This is a genomic window from Pantoea sp. Pa-EAmG, from assembly GCF_030024295.1.
GTDB classification, from domain to species: Bacteria; Pseudomonadota; Gammaproteobacteria; order Enterobacterales; family Enterobacteriaceae; genus Pantoea; species Pantoea dispersa.
The window spans coordinates 1-22,891 of sequence record NZ_JASEWO010000039.1; the positions used below are offsets into that span (position 1 = coordinate 1).

Consider the following 22,891-nt stretch of genomic DNA (forward strand, 5'->3'; position numbering starts at 1 on the left):
ATCAGTTAATGATTGATAGAGGCGAAAACGCCGCTGTGTAGCGTCTTATAAAAAATAAAACCTGACGGGTTAAACACTGAAACTGTGGGTCATTATCATTTGCTCCCTTGGTTTTATGTTGTCACCGTGCCTTAGGACGACATCAATTAAAGTGGGTGAATCTCCAGACAACTGAAACACCTCACTCTATTCAGGCTGGATAATGGGCACTCCCAACACCGGCATTTCAGACGGGGATAATGATTTCGTCCCCTGCCCTACGTTCTATCAATAAGCGCCGTCACGTTTTAGTACGACACCTACTGTCTTAAACAGAATCGCAATGTCATTCCACAGCGACCAGTTTTTGACATACCACGAATCGAAATAGACGCGCGTTTCATAGTCAACGTCGTTACGACCACTGACTTGCCACAATCCCGTCATGCCTGGTTTCGCCATCAGGTAATAATCAACATCACCGGCATAACGACAGAGTTCATCTTCAATCACGGGACGTGGGCCCACCAGGCTCATGTCGCCACGCACCACGTTCCACAGCTGCGGCAGCTCATCCAGACTGGTTTTTCGGATAAAGTGGCCAACTTTGGTAATACGCGGGTCGTTTTTCAGTTTGAAATCTTTGTCCCACTCCGCACGCGCGACCGGGTCGGTACGCAGCACTTCTTCCAACACCTCTTTCGAGTTGATGACCATCGAGCGGAATTTAAGGCATTTGAACTTGCGACCATTAAGACCAACACGTTCATGACCGTAAATCGGTGGGCCGCCATCGCGTCCGACCATAAAACCGAGAACCAGCAGCGCCGGCGACAGCGCAATGATGATGCCGAGTGCGCCAACAATGTCGAAGGCACGTTTCAGGAAGCGCGAAGTGCGTTTCGCCAGATTGTTATTTACGCGCAGAATCATCACTTCATGGCTAAAGATGTAAGCCATATCGGTACCGTACAGCGGTACGCCGCGTAATGTTGGAATCACAGAGACGGAGCGGCAGTTATGCATGGCCAGCATTTTCAGCCAGTTGTCACGATGCTGACTCTGTTCAAACTCCACTGCCACAATGAACTGCGTCTCACTGTGCGTCAGTTGCCATAACTCTTGCTCGTTGTGCAGGACTGGCACACCAGAGATGCTGGCCTGCGGGCAACTGCCATCAACGTCGAAAAAGGCAATCACATCAAAACCCATCACCTCTTCACTTTGCAGTGCCTGCCAGGCTTCCTGGGCATTACGGCTGCTGCCAATGATGATGGTTTGTTTTTTCCACATGCCGAAGTGGTTAAGCACGCGTTTTGAAATAGCGCGGGCAATCGGAATTAAAATCAACGCCAGAATCCAGGTAATGACCCAAACAAAGCGTGACATCTGCCATTGCGATAACGCCGAAATTGACAAATCGATGACAGAGAAAATAAGAATGGTACGAAAGATCTCTTTCAACTCGAACCAGAACGGCTTGCGATAGGTATAATGACGCAGGCGAACCCAGAACCAGCCGGTACAAATAACCGAAAGACAGACGTGGGTGGCAACTTTTAAATTCAGGTATTTTTCAGAAATATCTGCCAGTGGAGAGTTAGTGAACGAATTAATCAACGCCAGTGCAATAAACAATGCCGCGTTGAAACAAATTAAATCCGAGCACGCCAGTAAAATTTTAGTGAGGAGACTTTTATATGTAAATTCATTATCGCGCATATTTGACTCTTTTATTTTATTTCCCTTAATCCCTAACGCCTAAGCCTGAGTAATTAATGAGCGATGCACTAACTAAACCAGCGAGACAAACTGCGGCGAACTCCCCGGCATTTAGGCCAATTCTCTTTCCAGTTAAGCAAGAAAATTGTGATAAATACCAACAGATTAGTCTGACTTCCTTTTGCCGCAAGGCCAGACAATTCTTAACCTGTGAAAACCACGTCAGGCACGCTACCGCCCTTGGCTGTCGCTGCCAATACCGCTTACAACACCCTATTTTTTGTCCGCGCTTTGTCGCCACGCCGGGAAATACCCGCCTTAACCCGTGCACGATCACAATTCACAACATTAAGAAGCTAAACAGCGCGCTATTAACAACATTGGCGCAGACATTTACTAACACGTTGCTATACTAGTTATTACTGGCTTGTTTACAAGTAGGCCCCGTGTTCCCTGCACTATTTTAGGAAAAAGACTACCAGCCATAAGTATTGATGCCAGCCCCGCCAGGCAATTTCACGCCAAAATTCAGAATAATTCGATACCCGCCTTCAGATTAGTCGCATTAAAAATGTACGCTTTTGCCGCTGGATAAGAATAAATAGTGGTCTTCATCCACACAGGATGTTTATCCATACTTTTCACTTATCGCCCGGCTGAACAAGGTAAGATTAATCCTAATAAGCCGCCAGCCCGCGACATCCGCGCGGCCGGGGCGTATTTGTACCCTGTCTGACGATTAACTATCATCAGACTAAGCTCATTTTTAGACATTATGGTGATGAAAGTATGTGGGAGTGGATCATCGATCCGTCGCTCTGGGCAGGATTAGTCACGCTAATCGTTCTTGAGCTGGTGCTGGGTATTGATAACCTGGTTTTCATTGCCATCCTGGTGGAGAAGCTGCCGCCGACGCTGCGCGACCGCGCGCGGGTGTTCGGCCTGCTGCTGGCGCTGGTATCACGGCTGGTGCTGCTGGCGTCGCTGTCGTGGCTGGTTACGCTGACCCAACCGCTGTTCACCCTCCTCCAGCACAGCTTCAGCGCACGCGACCTGCTGCTGCTGGGCGGCGGTATCTTCCTGTTGTTTAAAGCCACCACCGAACTGAACGCCCGGCTGGAGGGCAGCGACGAGGAATCGGGTCAAAATAACAGCGGTGCTAAATTCTGGCCGGTGGTGGCGCAAATCGTGGTGCTGGACGCCATCTTTTCACTTGATGCCGTCATTACCGCCGTCGGTATGGTCAACGACCTGCCGGTGATGATGATCGCCGTGACCATCGCCATCCTGTTAATGCTGCTGGCCAGCAAGCCGCTGACGCGCTTCGTTAACGGCCATCCTACCATTGTGATTCTCTGCCTGAGCTTTCTGCTGATGATCGGCTTTAGTCTGGTGGCAGAGGGTTTCGGCTTCGTCATCCCCAAAGGCTATCTGTACGCGGCCATTGGCTTCTCGATTGTGATTGAGATCTTTAACCAGCTGGCGCTGTTTAATCGCCGCCGTTTTCTTACCGCCGGACGACCGCTGCGCCAGCGCACTGCCGAAGCCGTGTTGCGCATTCTGCGCGGTGAAGCGCAGCGCGCCGATCTGGATGCCGACACGGCATCGCTGCTGAGCGATAACCAGGGCGCAGCGCTGTTTAACCGTCAGGAGCGGCGCATGATCATGCGCGTGCTGGGCCTGGGTCAACGCCAAATCAACAGCATCATGACGTCACGCCATGACGTCGAGCACATCGATCTGAGCGAAGACCCGCAGTCGATCATGGATAAACTCGACCGCAACCAGCATACGCGCCTGCTGATCACCGAACAGGGACGGGAGCCGCTGGGCGTGGTGCATGTGATCGATCTGCTGCATCAGTCGCTGCACAGTAAATCGCTGGATTTGCGTGCGCTGATCCGCCAGCCGCTGGTATTTCCCGAGCGCGTCACCCTGCTGCAGGCGCTGGAGCAGTTTCGCCATGCGCGCACCCATTTTGCCTTTGTGGTGGATGAGTTTGGTTCGGTGGAAGGCGTGGTAACGCTGAGCGACGTGATGGAGACCATCGCCGGCAACCTGCCCAATGAAGGGGAAGAGATTGATGCCCGTTACGATATTCAGCCTGCGGAACATGGCGGCTGGATCGCCAACGGCCATATGCCGCTGGAAGATTTAGCGCTGTATGTGGCGCTGCCGCTCGACGAGAGGCGCAATTACCATACGCTGGCGGGATTGCTGATGGATAGCCTGCAGCACGTGCCGGCCGAAGGTGAGGAGTTGCGCGTCGGGGATTATCTGCTGCGCACCCTGCAGGTGGAGAACCATCGGGTGCAAAAAGTCGAGATTGTGCCGGTCGCGCCCGCACCGTTTATTTAACCCGGTGCCGGGGCGTGATTTATCGCGTGTTGCTTAGCTGGTCGCCATAAATGGCGACCCTACACGGAAAGCATCGGTTTTTGTAGGGTGCGCATTCATGCGCACCGGCATCGGGCTTTATTGCCGCGGTGCAGACTTCTGACTATCCAGCCACTGATTAAGGCGCGTTTTGGCTTCGCCCTGCAACTGCTGGCGCACCACATCATCCACTGGCAGCGAATACTGCAGGTTGTTCCAGTTACCGTACATGCGCAGCGGAATCGGCTGGCCGTTGAGGACTTTCGCCAGCCGGTCGTCGCCCTGCCAGCCGCGCAGAATCATATTAATGGTGACATCCAGCTGCTGCTTCACCACATCCACGTTGCCGTGGGTTTGCAGCGCCAGCCGGCTGCTGCCGCCCTGCAGATCCGGCAGCGTGACGTTGCCCTGCTTCAGGCTGATGCGCCCGCTTAACTGTTCAATTCCCTGATCATCCGGCTGATCGTTACTGACGCGATTGCTGACGCGCGCCACGGCGCGGCGCACCATCTGCTGTAAATTCAGCTGCGCCAGCTGCAGATTAGTCGCTTCCAGTTCTGCATTGCCCTGCCAGTTCTGTTTCGCCTCCGCCACGCTCAGCCCGGCACCGCTGATGTCGCCCTTGAGCGAGACCGTGCCCTGCAGCGAAGCTGGCAGTTCCAGCGCTTTAAGCAGCGGCGCAATGGCAATGCTGCTCAGCTCCGGCTGAAACGCCACCTGCGTGACCGGCTGACGGATATCCACCGAGCCGGGAATGGAAAAGTGGCCGTCACCAAATTTGCCCTGCAGCTTGTTGAGCGTCAGCAGCCCGCGCTGATTGCGGGCGTCAATTTGCAGATTGCTGAGCGTCAGACCGCGCCACACGCTGCTGTCAGCTTCGAGCGTCAGCTGTAAATCCATGCTGTTGAGCGGCGAGTCGGCATTATTGTGCGCGCGCGGCTCAGCGATCACCGGCGTGCGCATCACGTTAGCCTGCTGCGTGGTGCTGTTATCGCTGGCGGGCGCGCTGGCCATCAGGTTATCCAGATTGAGCGAGGTCGCGTGCAGCGCGAGGTTGAGCTGCTGCGGCAGGGCCAGCCGGCCCTCAGCGCTGCCGTCGAGGGCGCTGTCGTTCGCGGTTAACTGCAGCTTGTTCAGCGCAAACTGCTGCTGGTCGCCATCCCACTGCGCCTGCCCGCTCAGCGTCCCTTTAATGCCCTGCGGCGGCAGGTTCGCGCCGTCCAGCGTGTAATCCAGCTCATCCAGCTGGCCGCTGATACGGTGCGGATAGTGCGCCACGTCCATCTGCCCTTTCAGGTTCAGGCTGAGATTACGCTGATTGCGGGACACGCGTGTCGCCAGCTCAACGCTGGCCTGCCGGTTATCGTCCTGATTCAGATTGAGGTTGAGATCGCGGAAGTTGTACTCGTCACCGCCCGGCTGCTGCCAGATGAGCAGGCTATCGGCAATGCGCAGTTTACTGATGTTAAAGGTCCAGCCATTGCTGGCTGCGATGGCCGGTTCACTGTCGCCCGGCTCAATCGGCGCGCCCTGCGGTTTCTGCACCGCGCTGTCCGGCGTAGCGCGAATAATCGCGTTTTTCAGCATCACCTGACTGACGCTCAGCTGATGCGACAGCAGCGGCCACAGATTGACGTCCAGACGCATATTGTCAGCGGTCACCATCGGCTGGCTGGCGCCGGGCGCGGTCAGGCTCATGCGGCCCGCCAGAATGCTGAGCTGCGGCCAGACGTGCCAGCGCAGGTCGCCGCTCACTTCAAGCTGATAACCACTGCGCTGTTTTACCTGCTGTACCATATAGGTACGAAAGTCGTTGGGATTGACCAGCAATACCAGTGCCGTCATGCCCGCTACGACCACCACTAACAGGATGGCCAGCGTGGTTATCAGTCTTCTCATTGCATCCTCATCACCGTCAGATTTCAGGCCGCTGGCGCGAAATCACTCCAGGAGAAACGTTAGTCTTTATCAATACGGCTGGCGTCAGCGCCCTGCTGCCCGCGATATTTGGCGTCTTCGCGGCGATTGTAAGGACGCGCCGCCGGCCCGGACAGCGGTTCAAAGCTCAGTGCGCCAATCAGCATGCCGGGACGCAGCGCCAGCGGCAGCTTACCGGAGTTGTAAAACTCCAGCACGATACGGCCCTGCCAGCCCGGATCGATACGGTGCGCGGTAACGTGCACCATCAGCCCGAGGCGCGCCAGTGACGAGCGGCCATCCAGCCAGCCCACCAGATCGTCGGGAATGGTGACGGATTCCAGCGTCACCGCCAGCGCCAGTTCACCCGGATGCAGAAAGAACGCTTCGCCTTCCGGCAGCACAATCTCATCGCTCATCACGCGATCCAGCGCCGCGCTCACTTCATGCTTTGGACCACTCAAATCTATAAACGGTGCGGTGTGGCCGCTAAAGGTTCGGAACTGGTTACCGAGGCGCACATCCACGGTAGCACCGTTGATGCGCTCAACCGGCGGACGGGGATCGATGGCCAGCTTGCCGCTGTCCAGCCAGCTTTCAATATCGCGATCGCATAATCTCATCGCAGAAACTCCATGATTTAAGTGTAGCGAAAGGTGGTCAGGTTGTGACAAACCGTTCGCGTCACGTCCATCCGGACGCACGGTGTCCCGTTCCGGTCCTGCTGAACCGGACAGGCGTCGTCAAAGATACTGGTTAATTTTGGCCTTGAGGATATCAATGGCGATGCGGTTTTTACCACCACGCGGCACAATGATGTCGGCATACTGCTTGGAAGGCTCAATAAACTGCAGGAACATCGGGCGCACGGTCTTTTGGTACTGGCTCATCACCGAGTCCATCGAGCGCCCGCGCTCGTTGACGTCGCGCTTCATACGGCGCATCAGGCAGATATCCAGCGGGGTATCAACGAAGATCGAGAAGTTAAGCTCCTGGCGCAGCCGTGCATCGGTCAGCAGCAGAATCCCTTCCAGAATAATCACTTTCTTCGGCTTCAGGTGAATACACTCGTCGGTGCGGGTGTGCTCAACGTAGCTGTAAACCGGCAGGTCGATATCTTCGCCAGCCTTCAGCGCGCGCAGATGCTGCAGCAGCAAATCGTGGTCCATCGCGCTCGGATGGTCGTAGTTGGTTTTCACCCTCTCTTCCATGGTGAGGTGGCTTTGATCTTTATAGTAGGCATCTTCGGGGATCACACCGATATGCTCGTCACCGACCTGGTCACGGATTTCACGATAGAGCGTGCTGGCAATAAGACTTTTTCCGGATGCGGATGCACCTGCAATGCCAACGATCACGCACTGATGAGACTTGTCAGTCATACTTTTTTAAGACCTGATAACTGGAGCCGGTTTCTGTCTGCACAAAAACAGGCCGATTGAGAGGGTTAGTTGGCGGCAATTATAGGGATTTCACCGGGTTGATGCCAGTGAAAACCGGCGCGCCGCCTTTTCAGACTATCCCGTTTTGCAGCCAGCGGCTTAATCGATACACTGTTTCTCTGCCCGCCGTGTGACTGGCGGGAGCCCGATAGTCGTTGCAAGGAAAAGTATGAGCTGGAGAACCCTGACCTATTTCGGCGACAGTATGTTGCTGATCCCCACTGCGGTGATCATCGCACTGGTGCTGCCGTGGAAAAGCGATAACCGTCGCACCGTCTGGTACTGGCTGCTGGCGTTTGGCCTGGCGGGCCTGCTGGTCAGCATCTCGAAGATTATGTTTCTCGGCTTCGGCATTGGCAGCGCGCGCTACAACTTTACTGGTTTCAGCGGCCATAGCGCGATGTCAGCGACGCTGTGGCCGGTGATGATGTGGCTGATTTCCGGCCGCTGGCCTACGTTCTGGCGCGCCCTGACCATCGGTATCGGCTATCTGATTCCGCTGATGGTGGGATTATCGCGCCTGGTGATCCATGCGCACTCGGTGAGTGAAGTGCTGGCCGGACTGATGCTGGGCTTTACCCTGAGCAGCGCGTTCCTGCTGAGCCAGCGTCGCACCGCGCTGAAGGGTTTTAGCGTGGTGCAGGTGGCAGTGGCATTTCTGATTCCGCTGTTGCTGATGGGCCACGGCCGCGTCGCCACCACCCAGCAGTTCCTCGAGCGTTTTTCCGCTGACCTCGCCGGGCTGGAAAAGCCCTTCACCCGCGCCGATTTGTTTCGCTGAGTGCGTTGCGCGGTAAAGGGTGTAAGGTCTGTCCATTACGTTTTGAACACGTTTCACAAATGATTGCACATACGGTAGCGGCGCAATTTATTGCGCGATAAATCGCGCCGCTACAAATCGTGCAATTTGTCGTGTCCTTACCTGAATCCCTGCAGATCCAACAGGCGCGATACTGCCAGCAGATTTCACCGTTTTTGTCGGGTGCGCATTTATGCGCACCTGGATGCAGGCCGCAAAAAAACATTTCCGCACAAAGATATCTGACAGATGTGCTAGCATGGATTAAGAGATTGACTGGCGCATTTTTCTTCGAGTAATCAATGCGCGCTGCTGGATTCGTGCATGACTCTTGAGATAACAACCTCGCAGGATAATCCGCAAAAAAAGTGGCTCAGCGCCCTGCTGCTTTGCGCGCTGGCATTTTTACTTACGCTGTTCTGTCTGGAACTGATTGTTGTCAGCGGCCGCATTTCCCCGCTCTGGTACTCCACCGCGTTAATGACCGTCGTGGTGTTCCGCGCCCCCTCGCGACAGGTACCGCTGCTGCTGGCCAGCTGCGTGCTCGGCACGGCGCTGGCCAATCTGCTGGTGATCGGCCCGGCCCTGAGCAATGTCAAATTCGCCATCCTTAATATGGTGCAGGCCATCCTCGGCGGGCTGATGCTGCGCGCGCTGCTCGACCGCAAAGCCCCGCTCAACTCACTGGCCGACTGGATACGCTTTGCGCTGGCTGCGGGCCTAATCGCGCCGCTGCTGGGCGGCGTCGTGGCGCTATGGATGCTGCACGTTGACGGCCACGCCTCGTTGCCGTTTTTCTCCACATGGGTGATCTCCGAAGTGATTGGCGTGTTGGCCTTCGGTCCGGTGCTGCTGCTGTGGCCTGATAAACCGCTGCGCCAGCTGATCACGCCGGAACGTCAGCTGGAGACGCTGCTCACGCTGATGGTCACGCTGCTGGCCAGCTATCTGGCGCTGCGCTTCCTGCCGTGGCCGTTTACCTTTATCGTGGTGATTCTGTTCTGGTGCGCGGTGCGCCTGCCCAAATTCGAAGCCTTTCTGCTGTTTTTCCTCAACGCCAGCTTTATCTCGCTGCTGCTGGCGCTCGACTGGGTCAACCTGGCGCGCAACGATCTGCTGCTCGGCCAGGTCAGCACCTGGCTGCCGTTTCTGCTGGTGCTGCTGCCGAGCCACGTGATGTCGCTGGTGATGGATGCCTTCCAGCGTGAAAAGCACCACATCAGCGAAAGCGAAACCCGCTTCCGCAACGCCATGGAGTATTCCGCCATCGGCATGGCGCTGGTATCGCCGGAAGGCGGCTGGCAGCAGGTCAACCAGTCGCTGTGCCGCACGCTGGGCTTCGCGGCGGAAGAGCTGAAAAAACTCACCTTCCAGCAGATCACCCATCCGGACGATCTCAACAGCGACCTGCAGCAGCTGGAGCGGCTGATCGCCGGTGAGATCCTGACCTATACCCTGGAGAAGCGCTATTTCCGCAAAGATGGCGAGATCGTCTGGGCGCGCCTCACGGTCTCAATGGTGCGTGATGCGCGGCTGCAACCGCTCTACTTTATCGCGCAGATTGTGGATATCTCCGAGCTGAAGCAGAGCGAGCAGGTCAACCAGCGGCTGATGGAGCGCATCACGCTGGCCAACGAAGCGGGCGGCATCGGCGTGTGGGAGTGGAACCTGCTAAACGGCGAGATGTTATGGGACAAGCGCATGTACGAGTTATTTGCGCTGGAGCCGCACCGGGTGCCGAGCTACGACCTGTGGCTGCATCTGGTCGATGTTCAGGAACGTGAAGCGGCCGCGCTCACCATTCAGCAGGCGATTGAACGCCGCAGCGCCTTCCAGCTGGAGTACCGCATCAATCTGCCGCAGGGCGTGCGCTACGTGCGCTCCGAGGCCAATAGCATCATCAGCAAGGATGGGCAGATCGAACGCATGCTGGGCATTTGTCAGGACATCACCTCGCTGCGCACGCTGAATGAAGCGCTGTTCCAGGAGAAGGAACGCATGGCCATCACCCTCGACTCGATTGGTGAAGCGGTGATTTGTACTGACGATGAGATGCGCGTGACCTTCATGAATCCGGTGGCCGAGACGCTGAGCGGCTGGCCGCAGGCGAAAGCGGCTGGCGTGGCGCTGAGCGAACTGCTGACGATTACGCGTGGCGCGCAGGGGCCGCGCGTGGAGAATCTGTTGCTGTGCAGCCTGCCCGCCAGCAAAACCACACCGGACCTGGAAGAAGAGCTGGTGTTGCATACCCCGGATGGTGCCCAGGTCGAGATTCACTACAGCATCACGCCGCTGAAAACCCTGACCGGCAGCGACATTGGTGCCGTAATGGTCATTCATGACGTCAGCGAGTCGCGCCGCATGATGAAACGCCTGAGCTACAGCGCCTCTCACGATATGCTGACGCGTTTGCCGAACCGTCACAGCTTTGAACAGCAGCTGAAGCGACTGGTGAATGACGCCGCCGCGCATCACAGCGAGCACGTGCTGGTGTTTATCGATCTGGATAAGTTTAAAGCGGTCAACGATACCGCCGGCCATGCCGCTGGCGATGCGCTGCTGCGCGCACTGGCCGATCTCATGCAACAGCACCTGCGCAATAGCGATGTGCTGGCGCGCCTCGGCGGTGACGAATTTGGCCTGCTGCTGCCCTACAGCAATGTTGACCAGGTGCGCGAGGTGGTGCAGGGCATCGTCAGCGCGGTGCATGACTTTACCTTTATCTGGCAGGACCGGCCGTATCACGTCGGTGCCAGCGCAGGTATCACGCAAATCGATCAGCATAACTGCATCAGCAATGTGGTGATGTCGCAGGCCGATGTCGCCTGTTACAGCGCCAAACACGCCGGGCGCGGCCAGTATCAGGTTTACCAGGAAGTTCAGGGATAAACTGCGGCGCTGCCCATTGCCAGCCCGCGTTGGCTGCGCTAAAGTCGCCCCCTTTTTTCTGGCATGGGGGATACAATGTTTATCGGATTCGACTACGGCACGGCTAACTGTTCCATCGCGGTAACGGATAGCGGCACACCGCGGTTACTGACCCTGGAAAACGGTCAGCGCCTGCTTCCCTCCATGATTTGCGCGCCCACGCGCGAAGCCATCAGTGAATGGCTGCACCGCCACCATCAGGTCCGCACGCCAGACAGCGAAAGCACCGCGCTGCTGCAGCGCGCGCTGCGTTATAACCGCGAAGAGGATATCGAGGTAACGCCCGCCAGCGTGCAGTTTGGTCTGACCGCGCTGCAGCACTATATGGTCGATCCGGAAGAGGTGTGGTTCGTCAAATCGCCGAAGTCGTTCCTCGGCGCCAGCGGCCTGAAGCCCCAGCAGATCGCCTTCTTTGAAGATCTGGTGTGCGCCATGATGCTGCACATTCGCCAGCAGGGTGAAACCCAGCTCGATCAACCGATTGATCAGGCCGTGATTGGCCGGCCAATCAACTTCCAGGGGCTGGGCGGTGAAGACGCCAACCAACAGGCGCAGGGCATTCTGCTGCGTGCTGCACAGCGTGCCGGGTTCCGCGACGTCGAGTTTCAGTTCGAGCCGGTTGCCGCCGGTCTGGAGTTTGAAGCCACGCTGCAGCAGGAGACACGCGTGCTGGTAGTGGATATCGGCGGCGGAACCACCGACTGCTCTATGCTGCTGATGGGTCCGCAGTGGTGTAATCAGTCCGATCGCCGTGCCAGCCTGCTTGGCCACAGCGGCTGCCGCGTCGGCGGTAACGATCTCGATATTATGCTGGCGTTCAAAACGCTGATGCCGCTGCTCGGTCTGGGCGGTAACACGCTGAAGGGCACTGCCCTGCCCGCCCTGCCGTGGTGGAACGCGGTGGCGGTTAACGATGTGCCGGCACAAAGCGACTTCTACTCGGCCGCCAGCGGCAAGCTGCTGCGCGATCTGGTGCGTGATGCCGAACAGGGCGATAAAGTCGCGCATCTGCTGAAAGTATGGCAGCAGAAGCTGAGCTACCGGCTGGTGCGCGCGGCGGAAGAGAGCAAGATTGCGCTCTCCGATCAGCGCGAGACCGCGGCCTCGCTGGCGTTTATTGCGCAAACGCTGCAGGTGGAGATCAGTGCCGCGCAGCTGGAAGAGGCGATCAACCAGCCGCTGGCGCGCATTCTTGAGCAGGTGCAGCTGGCGCTGGCCAGTTGTGACACCCGTCCGGAGGTGATTTACCTCACCGGCGGTAGCGCCCGTTCGCCGATCCTGCGCGCCGCGCTGCAGCAGGCACTGCCCGACACGCCCATCGCCAGCGGCGATGATTTCGGCTCGGTCACCGCCGGCCTGGCGCGCTGGGCCGAAGTGATGTTCAGATAATTCCCTCTCCCGCTTGCGGGAGAGGGTTAGGGTGAGGGCCAGACAGCTCCGTGCGATTTTCCCCTCACCCTGCCCTCTCCCAAAGGGAGAGGAAAAAGTCACACATTCTGCCAGATTAGAAATTCACGTTCGCACTGATCCCACCCACAAACGCATCTTTCACTTCGCTCACCGCACCCGGTGCCACCACGTATTGCAGGTTTGGACGCAGCTGCAGCCATTTGGTCAGCTGCGCATTGTAATAAACCTCGTAGTTGTACTCGGAACCATCCTGAATCGGCAGATAGGTTGGGCTGTCGAAATCAGTTTCGCCGTTGGCATCATTCTGCTGACGCAGCGAACGGGTATACGCGCTGTTGACGTGAATACGCGCCGCGCCGACGCCAATCTCATCCTGCGGACGCGCATCAAACGGCCCTTTCCAGGTAAAGCTGATCGACTGATAGTTGTCGGTTTTCGAGGTTTTGTGATCGTTCATCACCGCCTGCACCGTCACGCCCAGACCCCGGCTGGCATCGCCGCCCTGCGCGGTCAGCTGCTGCTGTAACAGCACGTAGCCGCCGTAGGCGTGATCCTTGCTCTGATAAGCGCCATCGCGCCAGCTGCCGTAGTTATCGCCGTTGGCAGACGAGTAGTAGTAACCAATGCGGTAGTTACCCGGCAGGTTGGCCGGCCCGAAGGTCGGTTTCCAGCCCAGTTCCACCGGCACCAGATTGCCTTCGGAGTTGCTGGTGTCCAGACGGAAACCGTCACCGCGATCGTAGTTGGCACTGTTCTGGTTGTAGAAGCCCACCTGGAAGAACACTTCCGGCGTGAAGTTAACCTTCACGCGGCCGCCCCACTGGGAAACCGGCCAGTTAAACCAGCGGTCGCCGCGCCAGTTACCCGCCTGGCCGCTGCCGAATGCGAGGTTCTGGAACTTGCTGTCGAAGTTGTCGAAATCTTCCCCGACGGTGACGCGACCGGCTTTCAGGTTGACGGTGTTATCAAACAGCCCTTTGCTGAGCCAGAACTGCGTCAGACGCCAGGTCTGGCCACGTCCGTACACTTCCTGCACCGATGACAGCATGCCGGTACGGCGGTCTGCCACCTGATCGGAGATATTGCGACCGTTACGGTCGGTAATGGTCATCTGGAACTGCGCATCCTGCCAGTCGAGCAGTTTTTGCAGGTCAAGATTCAGGCCAAACGCCCACTGATCGCTGTAGCGCATCGAGGTGTTGGTATCGGCACCGCCGCCCAGGTTCGAGGCACTCTCCATGGTGTAGTTAACGTCGAACTTCACGCCGTCGTTTTCCAGCTGCGTTCGGTTACCGCCCCAGTCGCCAAACATATAGGGGGAATCGTAGCTGAACGCATCGGCTGCCACCGCCGACGCACTCAACATAGCAAACATCAGGGTGCCCGCTGCCAGGCGAGGCATATGCTGCACTGCTTTTTTTCTGTTCATGATGATTATTCTTCTGTGAATTTCCGGAGAGGAACGGGCAGAGAATAATGCTGAGGTTATGTCAATTTTTGCAAATCTGTGCGCAGTGAGTGCAAAGGTGACAGTGACTTAACGCAATTGTGACAGCGATCGATGAATGGATATCTTCTGGGGGAAAAAGGCATTTTTTGCGTGGCGAAAAAATTATTACGTGACGGGACGCCGCAGCGTCCCGCTTCGCGTTACGGCTTGCTGGCGCTGGCCAGCTCTTCAATCTCCTGCTTGCTGAGCTCCAGCTCAGTGGCTTTCACCAGCTCATCCAGCTGCTGCAGCGAGGTGGCACTGACAATCGGTGCCGTGATGCTCGGTCGCGCAATCTGCCACGCCAGCGCCACCTGTGTAGCCGAGGCGTCGTGCGAGGCCGCGACATCTTCCAGCGCTTCAATGATGCGCTTACCGCGATCGTTGAGGTATTTTTCTACAATGCCCTGGCCGCGCGCGCTTTTGCTGGCGTCTTCCGGCTTTTTGTATTTCCCGCTCAGGAAACCGCTGGCCAGCGAGTAGTAGTTAATCACGCCGAGACCGTTTTTCACCGCCACCTGCTCCAGTCCGCTTTCATACTCCTGGCGATCGTACAGGTTGTACTCCGGCTGCAGGGTTTCATAGCGCGCCAGTCCCTCCTGCTTACTGATGTCGAGCGCTTCCTGCAGGCGCTGCGCGCTGTAGTTGGACGCACCGATTGCCCGCACTTTCCCCTCTTTGATCAGCGAGTCGAAGGCTTTCAGCGTCTCCACCAGCGGCGTGCTGTCGTCATCACGGTGCGCCTGGTAGAGATCGATGACATCCGTCTGCAGGCGGCGCAGCGAATCTTCCACGGCCTGGCGGATATAGGCCGGTTTCAGCCCGGTTTTCTCCGGCGTCAGCTCCATGCCTACCTTGGTGGCGAGCACGATACTGTCGCGCTTACCGCTTTTTTTCAGCCATTTACCGATGATGGTTTCCGATTCACCGCCGGCGTTGCCCGGCGCCCAGCGTGAGTAAACGTCTGCGGTATCAATGAAGAACAGCCCCTTTTCCACCAGCGCGTCGAGCAGTGAAAACGAGGTTTTTTCATCGACGGTCCAGCCAAAAACGTTGCCGCCAAACGTCAGCAGCGGCACGCTGATACCGCTGTCGCCCAGCTGACGGGTTTTGTGTTGACGCATGTGATCCTCCTTAGTGAAACGAGACTGGTCTGTCATTCAGCTTAGCAAAGGAAAAAGTCACGCTTATGCGTATTGCTGCCAAAATATTTACTGAATATGAATACTTAGCGTGCCCGGGGCGATATTCTTAATTCCTTCAATTTTTGCCCGGCCCGGGCGACTACAATCATTTCGTTTGCGCCGCGGTTCGTTTGCGCGCGCATGTGGGGAAAACGAAACCGCCGGAGAGCACACAGAGCAATGAACAAACGATTAAAAACAGGCCTGATTAGCGTGGTGGTACTGGCTGCGCTGGCGGGCGCTTACTACTGGTGGCAGCATCCGGCCGAGCCAGCACAGGCTAACCAGGCTGATGGTCAGCCGCATCACGGACGCGGTGGCAACAACAGCGGCGGACGCCGTCCGCTGGCACCGGTGCAGGCCGCAACGGCGACCACCGAAAGCGTGCCCTATTACCTCAGCGGACTTGGCACCGTCACCGCGGCCAATACCGTTACGGTGCGCAGTCGGGTCGATGGCCAGCTGATGGCGCTGCACTTCACGGAAGGTCAGCAGGTGGAGGCCGGCGCGCTGCTGGCAGAAATCGATCCCCGCCCATGGCAGGTAGCGCTCACCCAGGCGCAGGGCCAGCTGGCCAAAGATCAGGCGACGCTGGCTAACGCGCGCCGCGACCTCAGCCGTTATGAAAAGCTGGCGAAAACCTCGCTGGTGTCGCAGCAGGAGCTGGATACCCAGCGCTCGCTGGTCAGTGAAACCCTCGGCACCATCAAAGCCGACGAAGGCAATGTGGCCAGCGCGCAGCTCAATCTGACCTACAGCCGCATCACCGCGCCGATTGCCGGACGCGTCGGGCTGAAGCAGGTGGATGTCGGCAACTACATTACCGCCGGCGATACCAATGGTCTGGTGGTGATCACCCAGACGCACCCGATTGACGTGGTGTTCAGCGTTGCCGAGAACAATATCAGCCAGATCCTGAAAGCCCAGAAAAGCGGCCAGCCGCTGCCGGTTGAAGCCTGGGATCGCAGCAATAAAACCCTGCTGACCACGGGTGCGCTGCTGAGCATTGATAACCAGATCGATGTCACCACCGGCACCATTAAACTCAAGGCGCGCTTCAGCAATCAGGACGACGCCCTGTTTCCCAATCAGTTTGTTAATGCCCGGCTGAAGGTCGATACGCTGCAAAACGCGGTGGTGATCCCGACCGCCGCGCTGCAGATGAGCAACGACGGCCACTTTGTCTGGGTGGTGAACAGCGATAACAAAGTGAGTAAGAAACGCGTCACCGCCGGGCTGCAGGATAGCCAGAAAGTGGTGATTGATGCCGGGCTGCAGGCCGGTCAGCGCGTGGTCACTGACGGTCTCGACCGTCTGACCGAAGGCGCCACGGTGGAAATTGTCGCCGCACAGAGTACCGCCACGCACAGCACGCGCGCGGCGCAACCGGCTCGCGGAGAACGTCAATAATGCAGGTGATGCCTCCCGACGCCAGCGGCGGCCCGTCACGCCAGTTTATTCTGCGCCCGGTGGCCACCACGCTGCTGATGATCGCGATTTTGCTGGCCGGCGTGCTGGGCTATCGCTTCCTGCCAGTTTCCGCGCTGCCGGAAGTCGATTACCCGACCATTCAGGTCGTCACGCTCTATCCCGGCGCCAGCCCGGATGTGGTGACCTCGTCGATTACCGCGCCGCTCGAGCGCCAGTTCGGGCAGATGTCCGGTCTGAAGCAAATGGCGTCGCAAAGCTCCGGCGGTGCCTCGGTGATTACGCTGCAGTTCCAGCTGACGCTGGCGCTCGACGTTGCCGAACAGGAAGTGCAGGCGGCGATCAACTCTGCCACTAACCTGCTGCCTAACGATCTGCCAAATCCGCCGGTGTACAGCAAAGTGAATCCGGCCGATCCGCCAATCATGACGCTGGCCGTTACCACCACCAGCATGCCGCTGACGCAGGTGCAGGACATGGTGGAGACGCGGGTGGCGCAGAAGATTTCCCAGGTCTCCGGCGTCGGTCTGGTCACGCTCTCCGGCGGCCAGCGCCCGGCAGTGCGGGTGAAGATGAACGCTCAGGCGCTGGCGGCCCTCGGCCTTACCAGCGAGACGGTGCGCACCGCCATCAGCAACGCCAACGTCAATTCGGCGAAAGGCAGTCTTGATGGCCCAACGCGCTCCATCACGCTGTCAGCCAATGACCAGATGACCTCCGCGGAGGATTACCGCAAGCTGATCGTCAGCTACAGCAACGGCGCGCCGGTGCGGCTGGGCGACGTCGCCACGGTTGAACAGGGCGCAGAAAACAGCTGGCTGGGCGCCTGGGCCAACCGTCAGCCGGCGATTGTGCTGAACGTGCAGCGCCAGCCGGGCGCCAATATTATCGCTACCGCTGACAGCATCCGCGCGCTGCTGCCGTCGCTGACCGCCACGCTGCCGAAGTCGGTTGACGTCAAACTGCTCACCGATCGCACCACCAACATTCGCGCCTCGGTAGCGGATACCCAGCATGAGCTGATGCTGGCCATCGGGCTGGTGGTGATGATCATCTATCTGTTTCTGCGCAACGTCCCGGCCACCATTATTCCGGCGGTCGCGGTGCCGCTGTCGCTGGTCGGCACCTTCGCCGCCATGTATTTCCTTGGCTTTTCGATCAATAACCTGACGCTGATGGCGCTGACCATCGCCACCGGCTTTGTGGTCGATGACGCCATCGTGGTAATCGAGAACATCTCGCGCTACATCGAAAAAGGCGAAAAGCCGATGACCGCCGCGCTGAAAGGTGCCGGTGAGATTGGTTTCACCATCATCTCCCTCACCTTCTCGCTGATCGCGGTGCTGATTCCGCTGCTGTTTATGGGCGACGTGATTGGCCGTTTGTTCCGCGAGTTCGCCGTGACGCTGGCGGTGGCGATTCTGATCTCGGCGGTGGTCTCGCTGACGCTGACGCCGATGATGTGCGCGCGCATGCTGAGCGCCGAATCGCTGCGCAGGCAGAACCGCTTCTCCCGCGCCAGCGAGGCGATGTTCGATAAGGTGATTGCCGGCTATGGCCGCTGGCTGACGCGCGTGCTGCGCCACCCGTGGCTGACGCTGTCGGTGGCGCTTGGCACACTGCTGCTGACGGTGCTGCTGTGGGTGGTGATTCCGAAGGGCTTCTTCCCGCAGCAGGACAACGGCATCATTCAGGGCACGCTGCAGGCGCCACAGTCGGTCTCTTACGCCAGTATGGCGCAGCGCACCCGCGACGTGGCGTCGATCATTATGAAAGATCCGGCGGTGCAGAGCCTGACCTCGTTCGTCGGCGTGGATGGCACCAACGCGGCGCTTAACAGCGCGCGGCTGCAAATTAACCTGAAACCGCTGGACCAGCGTGACGATCGTATTCCGGCAGTGCAGCAGCGGCTGCAGCAGGCGATCGATCGCCTGCCCGGCGTGTCGCTGTGGCTGCAGCCGGTACAGGACCTGACCATTGATACCCAGGCGAGCCGCACGCCGTACCAGTTTACCCTGCAGTCAGGTTCGCTGGAGTCGCTGGGCAGCTGGGTGCCGAAACTGCTGGCACAGCTCAATACGCTGCCACAACTGCGCAACGTCAGCAGCGACTGGCAGGATCAGGGGCTGGAAGCCTTTGTGCGCGTCGATCGCGACAGCGCCAGCCGGCTCGGCATCAGCATGGCCGACATTGATAACGCGCTGTACAACGCCTTTGGCCAGCGCCTGATCTCAACGATTTACACCCAGGCCAATCAGTATCGCGTGGTGCTGGAGCAGGACAACACGCAAACCCCCGGTCTCGCTAGTCTCGATGCGATTCGCCTGAACAGTAGCGACGGCGGCAGCGTGCCGCTCAGCGCCATCGCGCAAATCGAAGAGCGCCACGCTGCGCTGAGCATTAATCATCTCGACCAGTTCCCGTCGGCCACCTTCTCGTTTGACGTGGCGCACGGCTACTCGCTCGGCGATGCGCTGCAGGCGATCACCACGGCAGAAGATCAGGTCGGCATGCCGGCAGAGATGATGACGCAGTTCCAGGGCAGCACGCTGGCGTTTGAAGCGGCGCTGACCAGCACCATCTGGCTGATCGTCGCGGCGGTAGTGGCGATGTATATCGTGCTCGGCGTGCTGTATGAGAGCTTCATCCACCCGATTACCATTCTGTCGACGCTGCCCACCGCCGGCGTTGGCGCGCTGCTGGCGCTGATGCTGAGCGGCAACGAGCTGGATATCATCGCCATCATCGGCATCATTTTGCTGATCGGTATCGTGAAGAAGAACGCCATCATGATGATCGACTTCGCGCTGGCCGCCGAGCGTGAACAGGGCATGGCGCCGCGTGAGGCGATCTATCAGGCCTGTCTGCTGCGCTTCCGGCCGATTCTGATGACCACGCTGGCGGCGCTGCTTGGCGCGCTGCCGCTGATGCTCAGCACCGGCGTCGGCGCGGAGCTGCGTCGTCCGCTCGGCATCGCCATGGTCGGTGGCCTGGTGCTGAGCCAGGTGCTGACGCTGTTTACCACCCCGGTGATCTATCTGCTGTTTGATCGCCTTGCCCACGCCACGCGCCGGCGTCTGAAAGGCACGGAGGCGCAGTCGTGAAGTTTTTCGCCCTGTTTATCCATCGGCCGGTTGCCACTACGCTGCTGACGCTGGCGATTGCGCTGGCGGGCATTCTTGGCTTCCGTCTGCTGCCGGTGGCGCCGCTGCCGCAGCTGGATTTCCCGGTGATTCTGATCTCGGCCTCGCTGCCCGGCGCGTCGCCGGAAACCATGGCGGCCTCGGTCGCCACGCCGCTGGAGCGCTCGCTGGGCCGCATTGCCGGCGTCAGTGAAATGACCTCCACCAGCTCGCTGGGCAGCACGCGCATCATCCTGGTGTTTGATTTCGACCGCGACATCAACGGCGCGGCGCGCGATGTGCAGGCGGCGATCAATGCCGCCCAGAGCCTGCTGCCGACCGGCATGCCCAATCGTCCAACCTACCGCAAAGCCAACCCGTCCGATGCGCCGATCATGATCCTCACCATGACCTCGGATATTTATAATCCCGGTCAGCTGTATGATTACGCGTCGACGCAACTGGCGCAGAAGCTGTCGCAGATTGATGGCGTCGGTGATGTCACGGTAGGCGGCAGTTCGCTGCCGGCGGTGCGCGTCGACCTCAATCCGCAGGCGCTGTTTAATCAGGGCGTGTCGCTGGATGCGGTGCGCACCGCCATCAGCAACGCCAACCAGCGCCGTCCGCAGGGCGCCATCGACGATACCCAGCAGCGCTGGCAGGTGCGGACCAACGATGAGCTGCAAACCGCCAGCGTCTACCAGCCGCTGGTGGTGCACTACAACAACGGCGCGGCGGTACGGCTGAGCGATGTGGCGAACGTGCAGGATTCGGTACAGGACGTGCGCAACGCCGGGATGACCAACGGTAAACCAGCGGTGCTGCTGGTGGTGCGCAAGTCGCCGGACGCCAACATTATCGATACCGTCGACCGCATCCGGGCGGAAATGCCGGAGCTGCATGAGGTGATCCCGGCAGCTATCGACCTGCAAATCGCCCAGGACCGTTCGCCCACCATCCGCGCCTCGCTGCATGAAGTGGAGCAGTCGCTGGTAATAGCCGTGGCACTGGTGATTCTGGTGGTGTTTTTCTTCCTGCGCGACGGCCGCGCCACGCTGATACCGGCGGCGGCGGTACCGGTATCACTGATTGGTACCTTCGCCGCCATGTACCTGTGCGGTTTCAGCCTGAATAACCTGTCGCTGATGGCGCTGACCATCGCCACCGGCTTTGTAGTGGATGACGCCATCGTTGTGCTGGAGAACATCGCGCGCCACGTCGAAGCCGGCATGAAGCCGCTGCAGGCGGCACTCACCGGGGTGCGCGAGGTGGGCTTTACCGTGCTGTCGATGAGCCTGTCGCTGATTGCGGTGTTCCTGCCGCTGCTGATGATTGGCGGTATTATTGGCCGCTTCTTCTCGGAGTTTGCCATCACGCTGTCGGTGGCGATTCTCATCTCGCTGTTTATCTCTATTACCCTGACGCCGATGATGTGCGCGTATCTGCTGAAACCGCAGGCGAAGCGCAGCCAGCCGCGCACGCGCGGATTTGGCCGCGTGCTGCTGGCGGTGCAGCAGGGCTATGCGCGCTCGCTGGGCTGGGTGCTGAACCACGCGATCTGGGTACTGTTGCTGCTGCTCGGCACCGTCGGGCTGACCATCTGGCTGTTTATCGCCATCCCGAAAACCTTTATGCCCGAGCAGGACACCGGCCGTCTCAACGGCTTTATCTCCGCCGATCAGAGCATTTCGTTCCAGGCGATGCGCGGTAAGCTGCAGGATTTCATGAACATCATCAAGGCTGACCCAGCGGTCGATAACGTCACCGGCTTCACCGGCGGCTCGCGCACCAACAGCGGCTCGATGTTTGTGTCACTCAAGCCGCTGTCAGAACGCAGCGAAAGCGCGCAGGAAGTGATCGCCCGCCTGCGTGTGAAGCTGGCGAAAGAACCGGGTGCCAACCTCTACCTCAATGCGGTGCAGGATATTCGCGTCGGCGGACGCGAATCGAACGCCAGCTACCAGTACAGCCTGCTATCGGATAACCTCGCCGATTTACGTGAGTGGGAGCCGAAAATCCGCCAGGCGTTTGCCGCGCTGCCAGAGCTGGCCGATGTGAACTCGGATCAGCAGGACAACGGCAGCGAAATGGCGCTGACTTACGATCGCGAAAGCATGGCGCGCCTCGGCATCGACGTGTCGGCGGCCAATGCGCTGCTGAATAACGCCTTCGGCCAGCGGCAAATCTCCACCATCTACCAGCCGCTGAATCAGTACAAAGTGGTGATGGAGGTGGATCCGCGCTATACCCAGGATGTCAGCGCGCTGGATCAGATGTTCGTGATCAACAGCGACGGCAAAGCGATTCCGCTGAGCTGGTTTGCCAAATGGCAGCCGGCCAACGCGCCGCTGTCGGTCAACCATCAGGGGCTGTCGGCGGCCTCGACCATCTCGTTTAACCTGCCGGAAGGGGTCTCGCTGTCGCAGGCATCGGAGGCGATTGACCGCACCATCACGGCGATTGGCGTGCCGTCCAGCGTGCGTGGCAGCTTTGCCGGCACCGCGCAGGTATTTCAGGATTCGCAATCGAACCAGCTGTGGCTGATGCTGGCGGCGATTGCCGCGGTGTATATCGTGCTCGGCATTCTGTATGAGAGCTACGTGCATCCCCTGACGATTCTCTCTACCCTGCCTTCGGCGGGCGTCGGCGCGCTGCTGGCGCTGCAGCTATTTAATACGCCGTTCAGCCTGATTGCGCTGATCGGCATCCTGCTGCTGATCGGCATTGTGAAAAAGAACGCCATCATGATGGTGGATTTCGCGCTGGAGGCGGAGCGCAACGGCAATCTGTCGGCGCGCGACGCCATTTTCCAGGCGTGCCAGCTGCGTTTCCGCCCGATTCTGATGACCACGCTGGCGGCGCTGTTTGGTGCGCTGCCGCTGGTGCTGACCAGCGGGGACGGCGCGGAGCTGCGCCAGCCGCTGGGCATCACCATTGCCGGTGGGCTGGTGATGAGCCAGCTGCTGACGCTGTACACCACACCGGTGGTGTACCTGATGATGGATAAACTGCGCCGGCGGAAAAAGCAGCCGCGGTTGATAACGGAGCCATAACGTCATACCTGCACTAAGCGTAGCGGCGCAATTCAACGCGCG

At 58.9% G+C, this 22,891-nt stretch carries 13 protein-coding genes; 7 read left to right on the forward strand and 6 right to left on the reverse strand.

Annotated features, from left to right (window positions below; translation table 11 throughout):
* Nucleotides 1-267 precede the first annotated feature (267 nt).
* Nucleotides 268-1,701, reverse strand: a complete 1,434-nt coding sequence (gene wbaP / locus QMM04_RS07870) for an undecaprenyl-phosphate galactose phosphotransferase WbaP (protein WP_282995951.1) — start codon at nt 1,699-1,701, stop codon at nt 268-270.
* Nucleotides 1,702-2,490: 789 nt separating this feature from the next.
* Between wbaP and QMM04_RS07875 the strand changes: the two genes are divergently transcribed.
* Entirely contained in the window at nt 2,491-4,059 is a 1,569-nt protein-coding gene (locus QMM04_RS07875) for a TerC family protein (protein WP_021509323.1), read from the forward strand.
* A gap of 117 nt (nt 4,060-4,176) precedes the next feature.
* Here QMM04_RS07875 and asmA read toward each other — a convergent pair whose 3' ends face one another.
* The 3 genes from asmA to udk form a co-directional block, all read right to left on the reverse strand.
* The gene (gene asmA / locus QMM04_RS07880) at nt 4,177-5,976 is read right to left on the reverse strand and encodes an outer membrane assembly protein AsmA (RefSeq protein ID WP_282995952.1); all 1,800 of its coding nucleotides are present in this window, start codon (nt 5,974-5,976) and stop codon (nt 4,177-4,179) included.
* Between the two features lie 59 nt (nt 5,977-6,035).
* Nucleotides 6,036-6,617 (reverse strand): dCTP deaminase, encoded by a 582-nt coding sequence (dcd, locus tag QMM04_RS07885; RefSeq protein WP_021509321.1) that lies wholly within the window; start codon nt 6,615-6,617, stop codon nt 6,036-6,038.
* A gap of 120 nt (nt 6,618-6,737) precedes the next feature.
* Nucleotides 6,738-7,376, reverse strand: coding sequence for a uridine kinase (gene udk, locus QMM04_RS07890; protein WP_010615887.1), 639 nt, complete (start codon nt 7,374-7,376; stop codon nt 6,738-6,740).
* Between the two features lie 229 nt (nt 7,377-7,605).
* Here udk and QMM04_RS07895 point away from each other — a divergent pair, with 229 nt between their 5' ends.
* The 3 genes from QMM04_RS07895 to yegD all read left to right on the forward strand — a co-directional run bounded on the left by QMM04_RS07895 (nt 7,606) and on the right by yegD (nt 12,552).
* Nucleotides 7,606-8,217 (forward strand): phosphatase PAP2 family protein, encoded by a 612-nt coding sequence (locus QMM04_RS07895; protein ID WP_021509320.1) that lies wholly within the window; start codon nt 7,606-7,608, stop codon nt 8,215-8,217.
* A 342-nt stretch (nt 8,218-8,559) separates the two neighbouring features.
* Nucleotides 8,560-11,124, forward strand: coding sequence for a diguanylate cyclase (locus tag QMM04_RS07900; protein WP_125309716.1), 2,565 nt, complete (start codon nt 8,560-8,562; stop codon nt 11,122-11,124).
* Between the two features lie 75 nt (nt 11,125-11,199).
* Entirely contained in the window at nt 11,200-12,552 is a 1,353-nt protein-coding gene (gene yegD, locus QMM04_RS07905) for a molecular chaperone (RefSeq protein WP_282995953.1), read from the forward strand.
* Between the two features lie 115 nt (nt 12,553-12,667).
* Here yegD and QMM04_RS07910 read toward each other — a convergent pair whose 3' ends face one another.
* Entirely contained in the window at nt 12,668-14,002 is a 1,335-nt protein-coding gene (locus QMM04_RS07910) for a carbohydrate porin (RefSeq protein ID WP_021509317.1), read from the reverse strand.
* A gap of 221 nt (nt 14,003-14,223) precedes the next feature.
* Nucleotides 14,224-15,186: an aldo/keto reductase gene (locus QMM04_RS07915; protein WP_021509316.1), complete on the reverse strand. Its 963-nt coding sequence runs from the start codon at nt 15,184-15,186 to the stop codon at nt 14,224-14,226.
* A gap of 240 nt (nt 15,187-15,426) precedes the next feature.
* On the opposite strand from QMM04_RS07915, the gene QMM04_RS07920 reads away from it, so the two are divergent.
* The 3 genes from QMM04_RS07920 to mdtC are packed head-to-tail and all read left to right on the forward strand — an operon-like array spanning nt 15,427 to nt 22,849.
* A complete protein-coding gene (locus QMM04_RS07920) occupies nt 15,427-16,656 on the forward strand; it encodes an MdtA/MuxA family multidrug efflux RND transporter periplasmic adaptor subunit (protein ID WP_021509315.1) in 1,230 nt (409 codons plus the stop codon).
* The gene (locus QMM04_RS07925) at nt 16,656-19,778 is read left to right on the forward strand and encodes an MdtB/MuxB family multidrug efflux RND transporter permease subunit (protein ID WP_282995954.1); all 3,123 of its coding nucleotides are present in this window, start codon (nt 16,656-16,658) and stop codon (nt 19,776-19,778) included. Before QMM04_RS07920 ends, QMM04_RS07925 begins: the two co-directional genes overlap by 1 nt.
* The gene (mdtC, locus tag QMM04_RS07930; RefSeq protein WP_021509313.1) at nt 19,775-22,849 is read left to right on the forward strand and encodes a multidrug efflux RND transporter permease subunit MdtC; all 3,075 of its coding nucleotides are present in this window, start codon (nt 19,775-19,777) and stop codon (nt 22,847-22,849) included. The genes QMM04_RS07925 and mdtC overlap by 4 nt, the downstream gene beginning before the upstream one ends.
* Nucleotides 22,850-22,891: the final 42 nt, after the last annotated feature.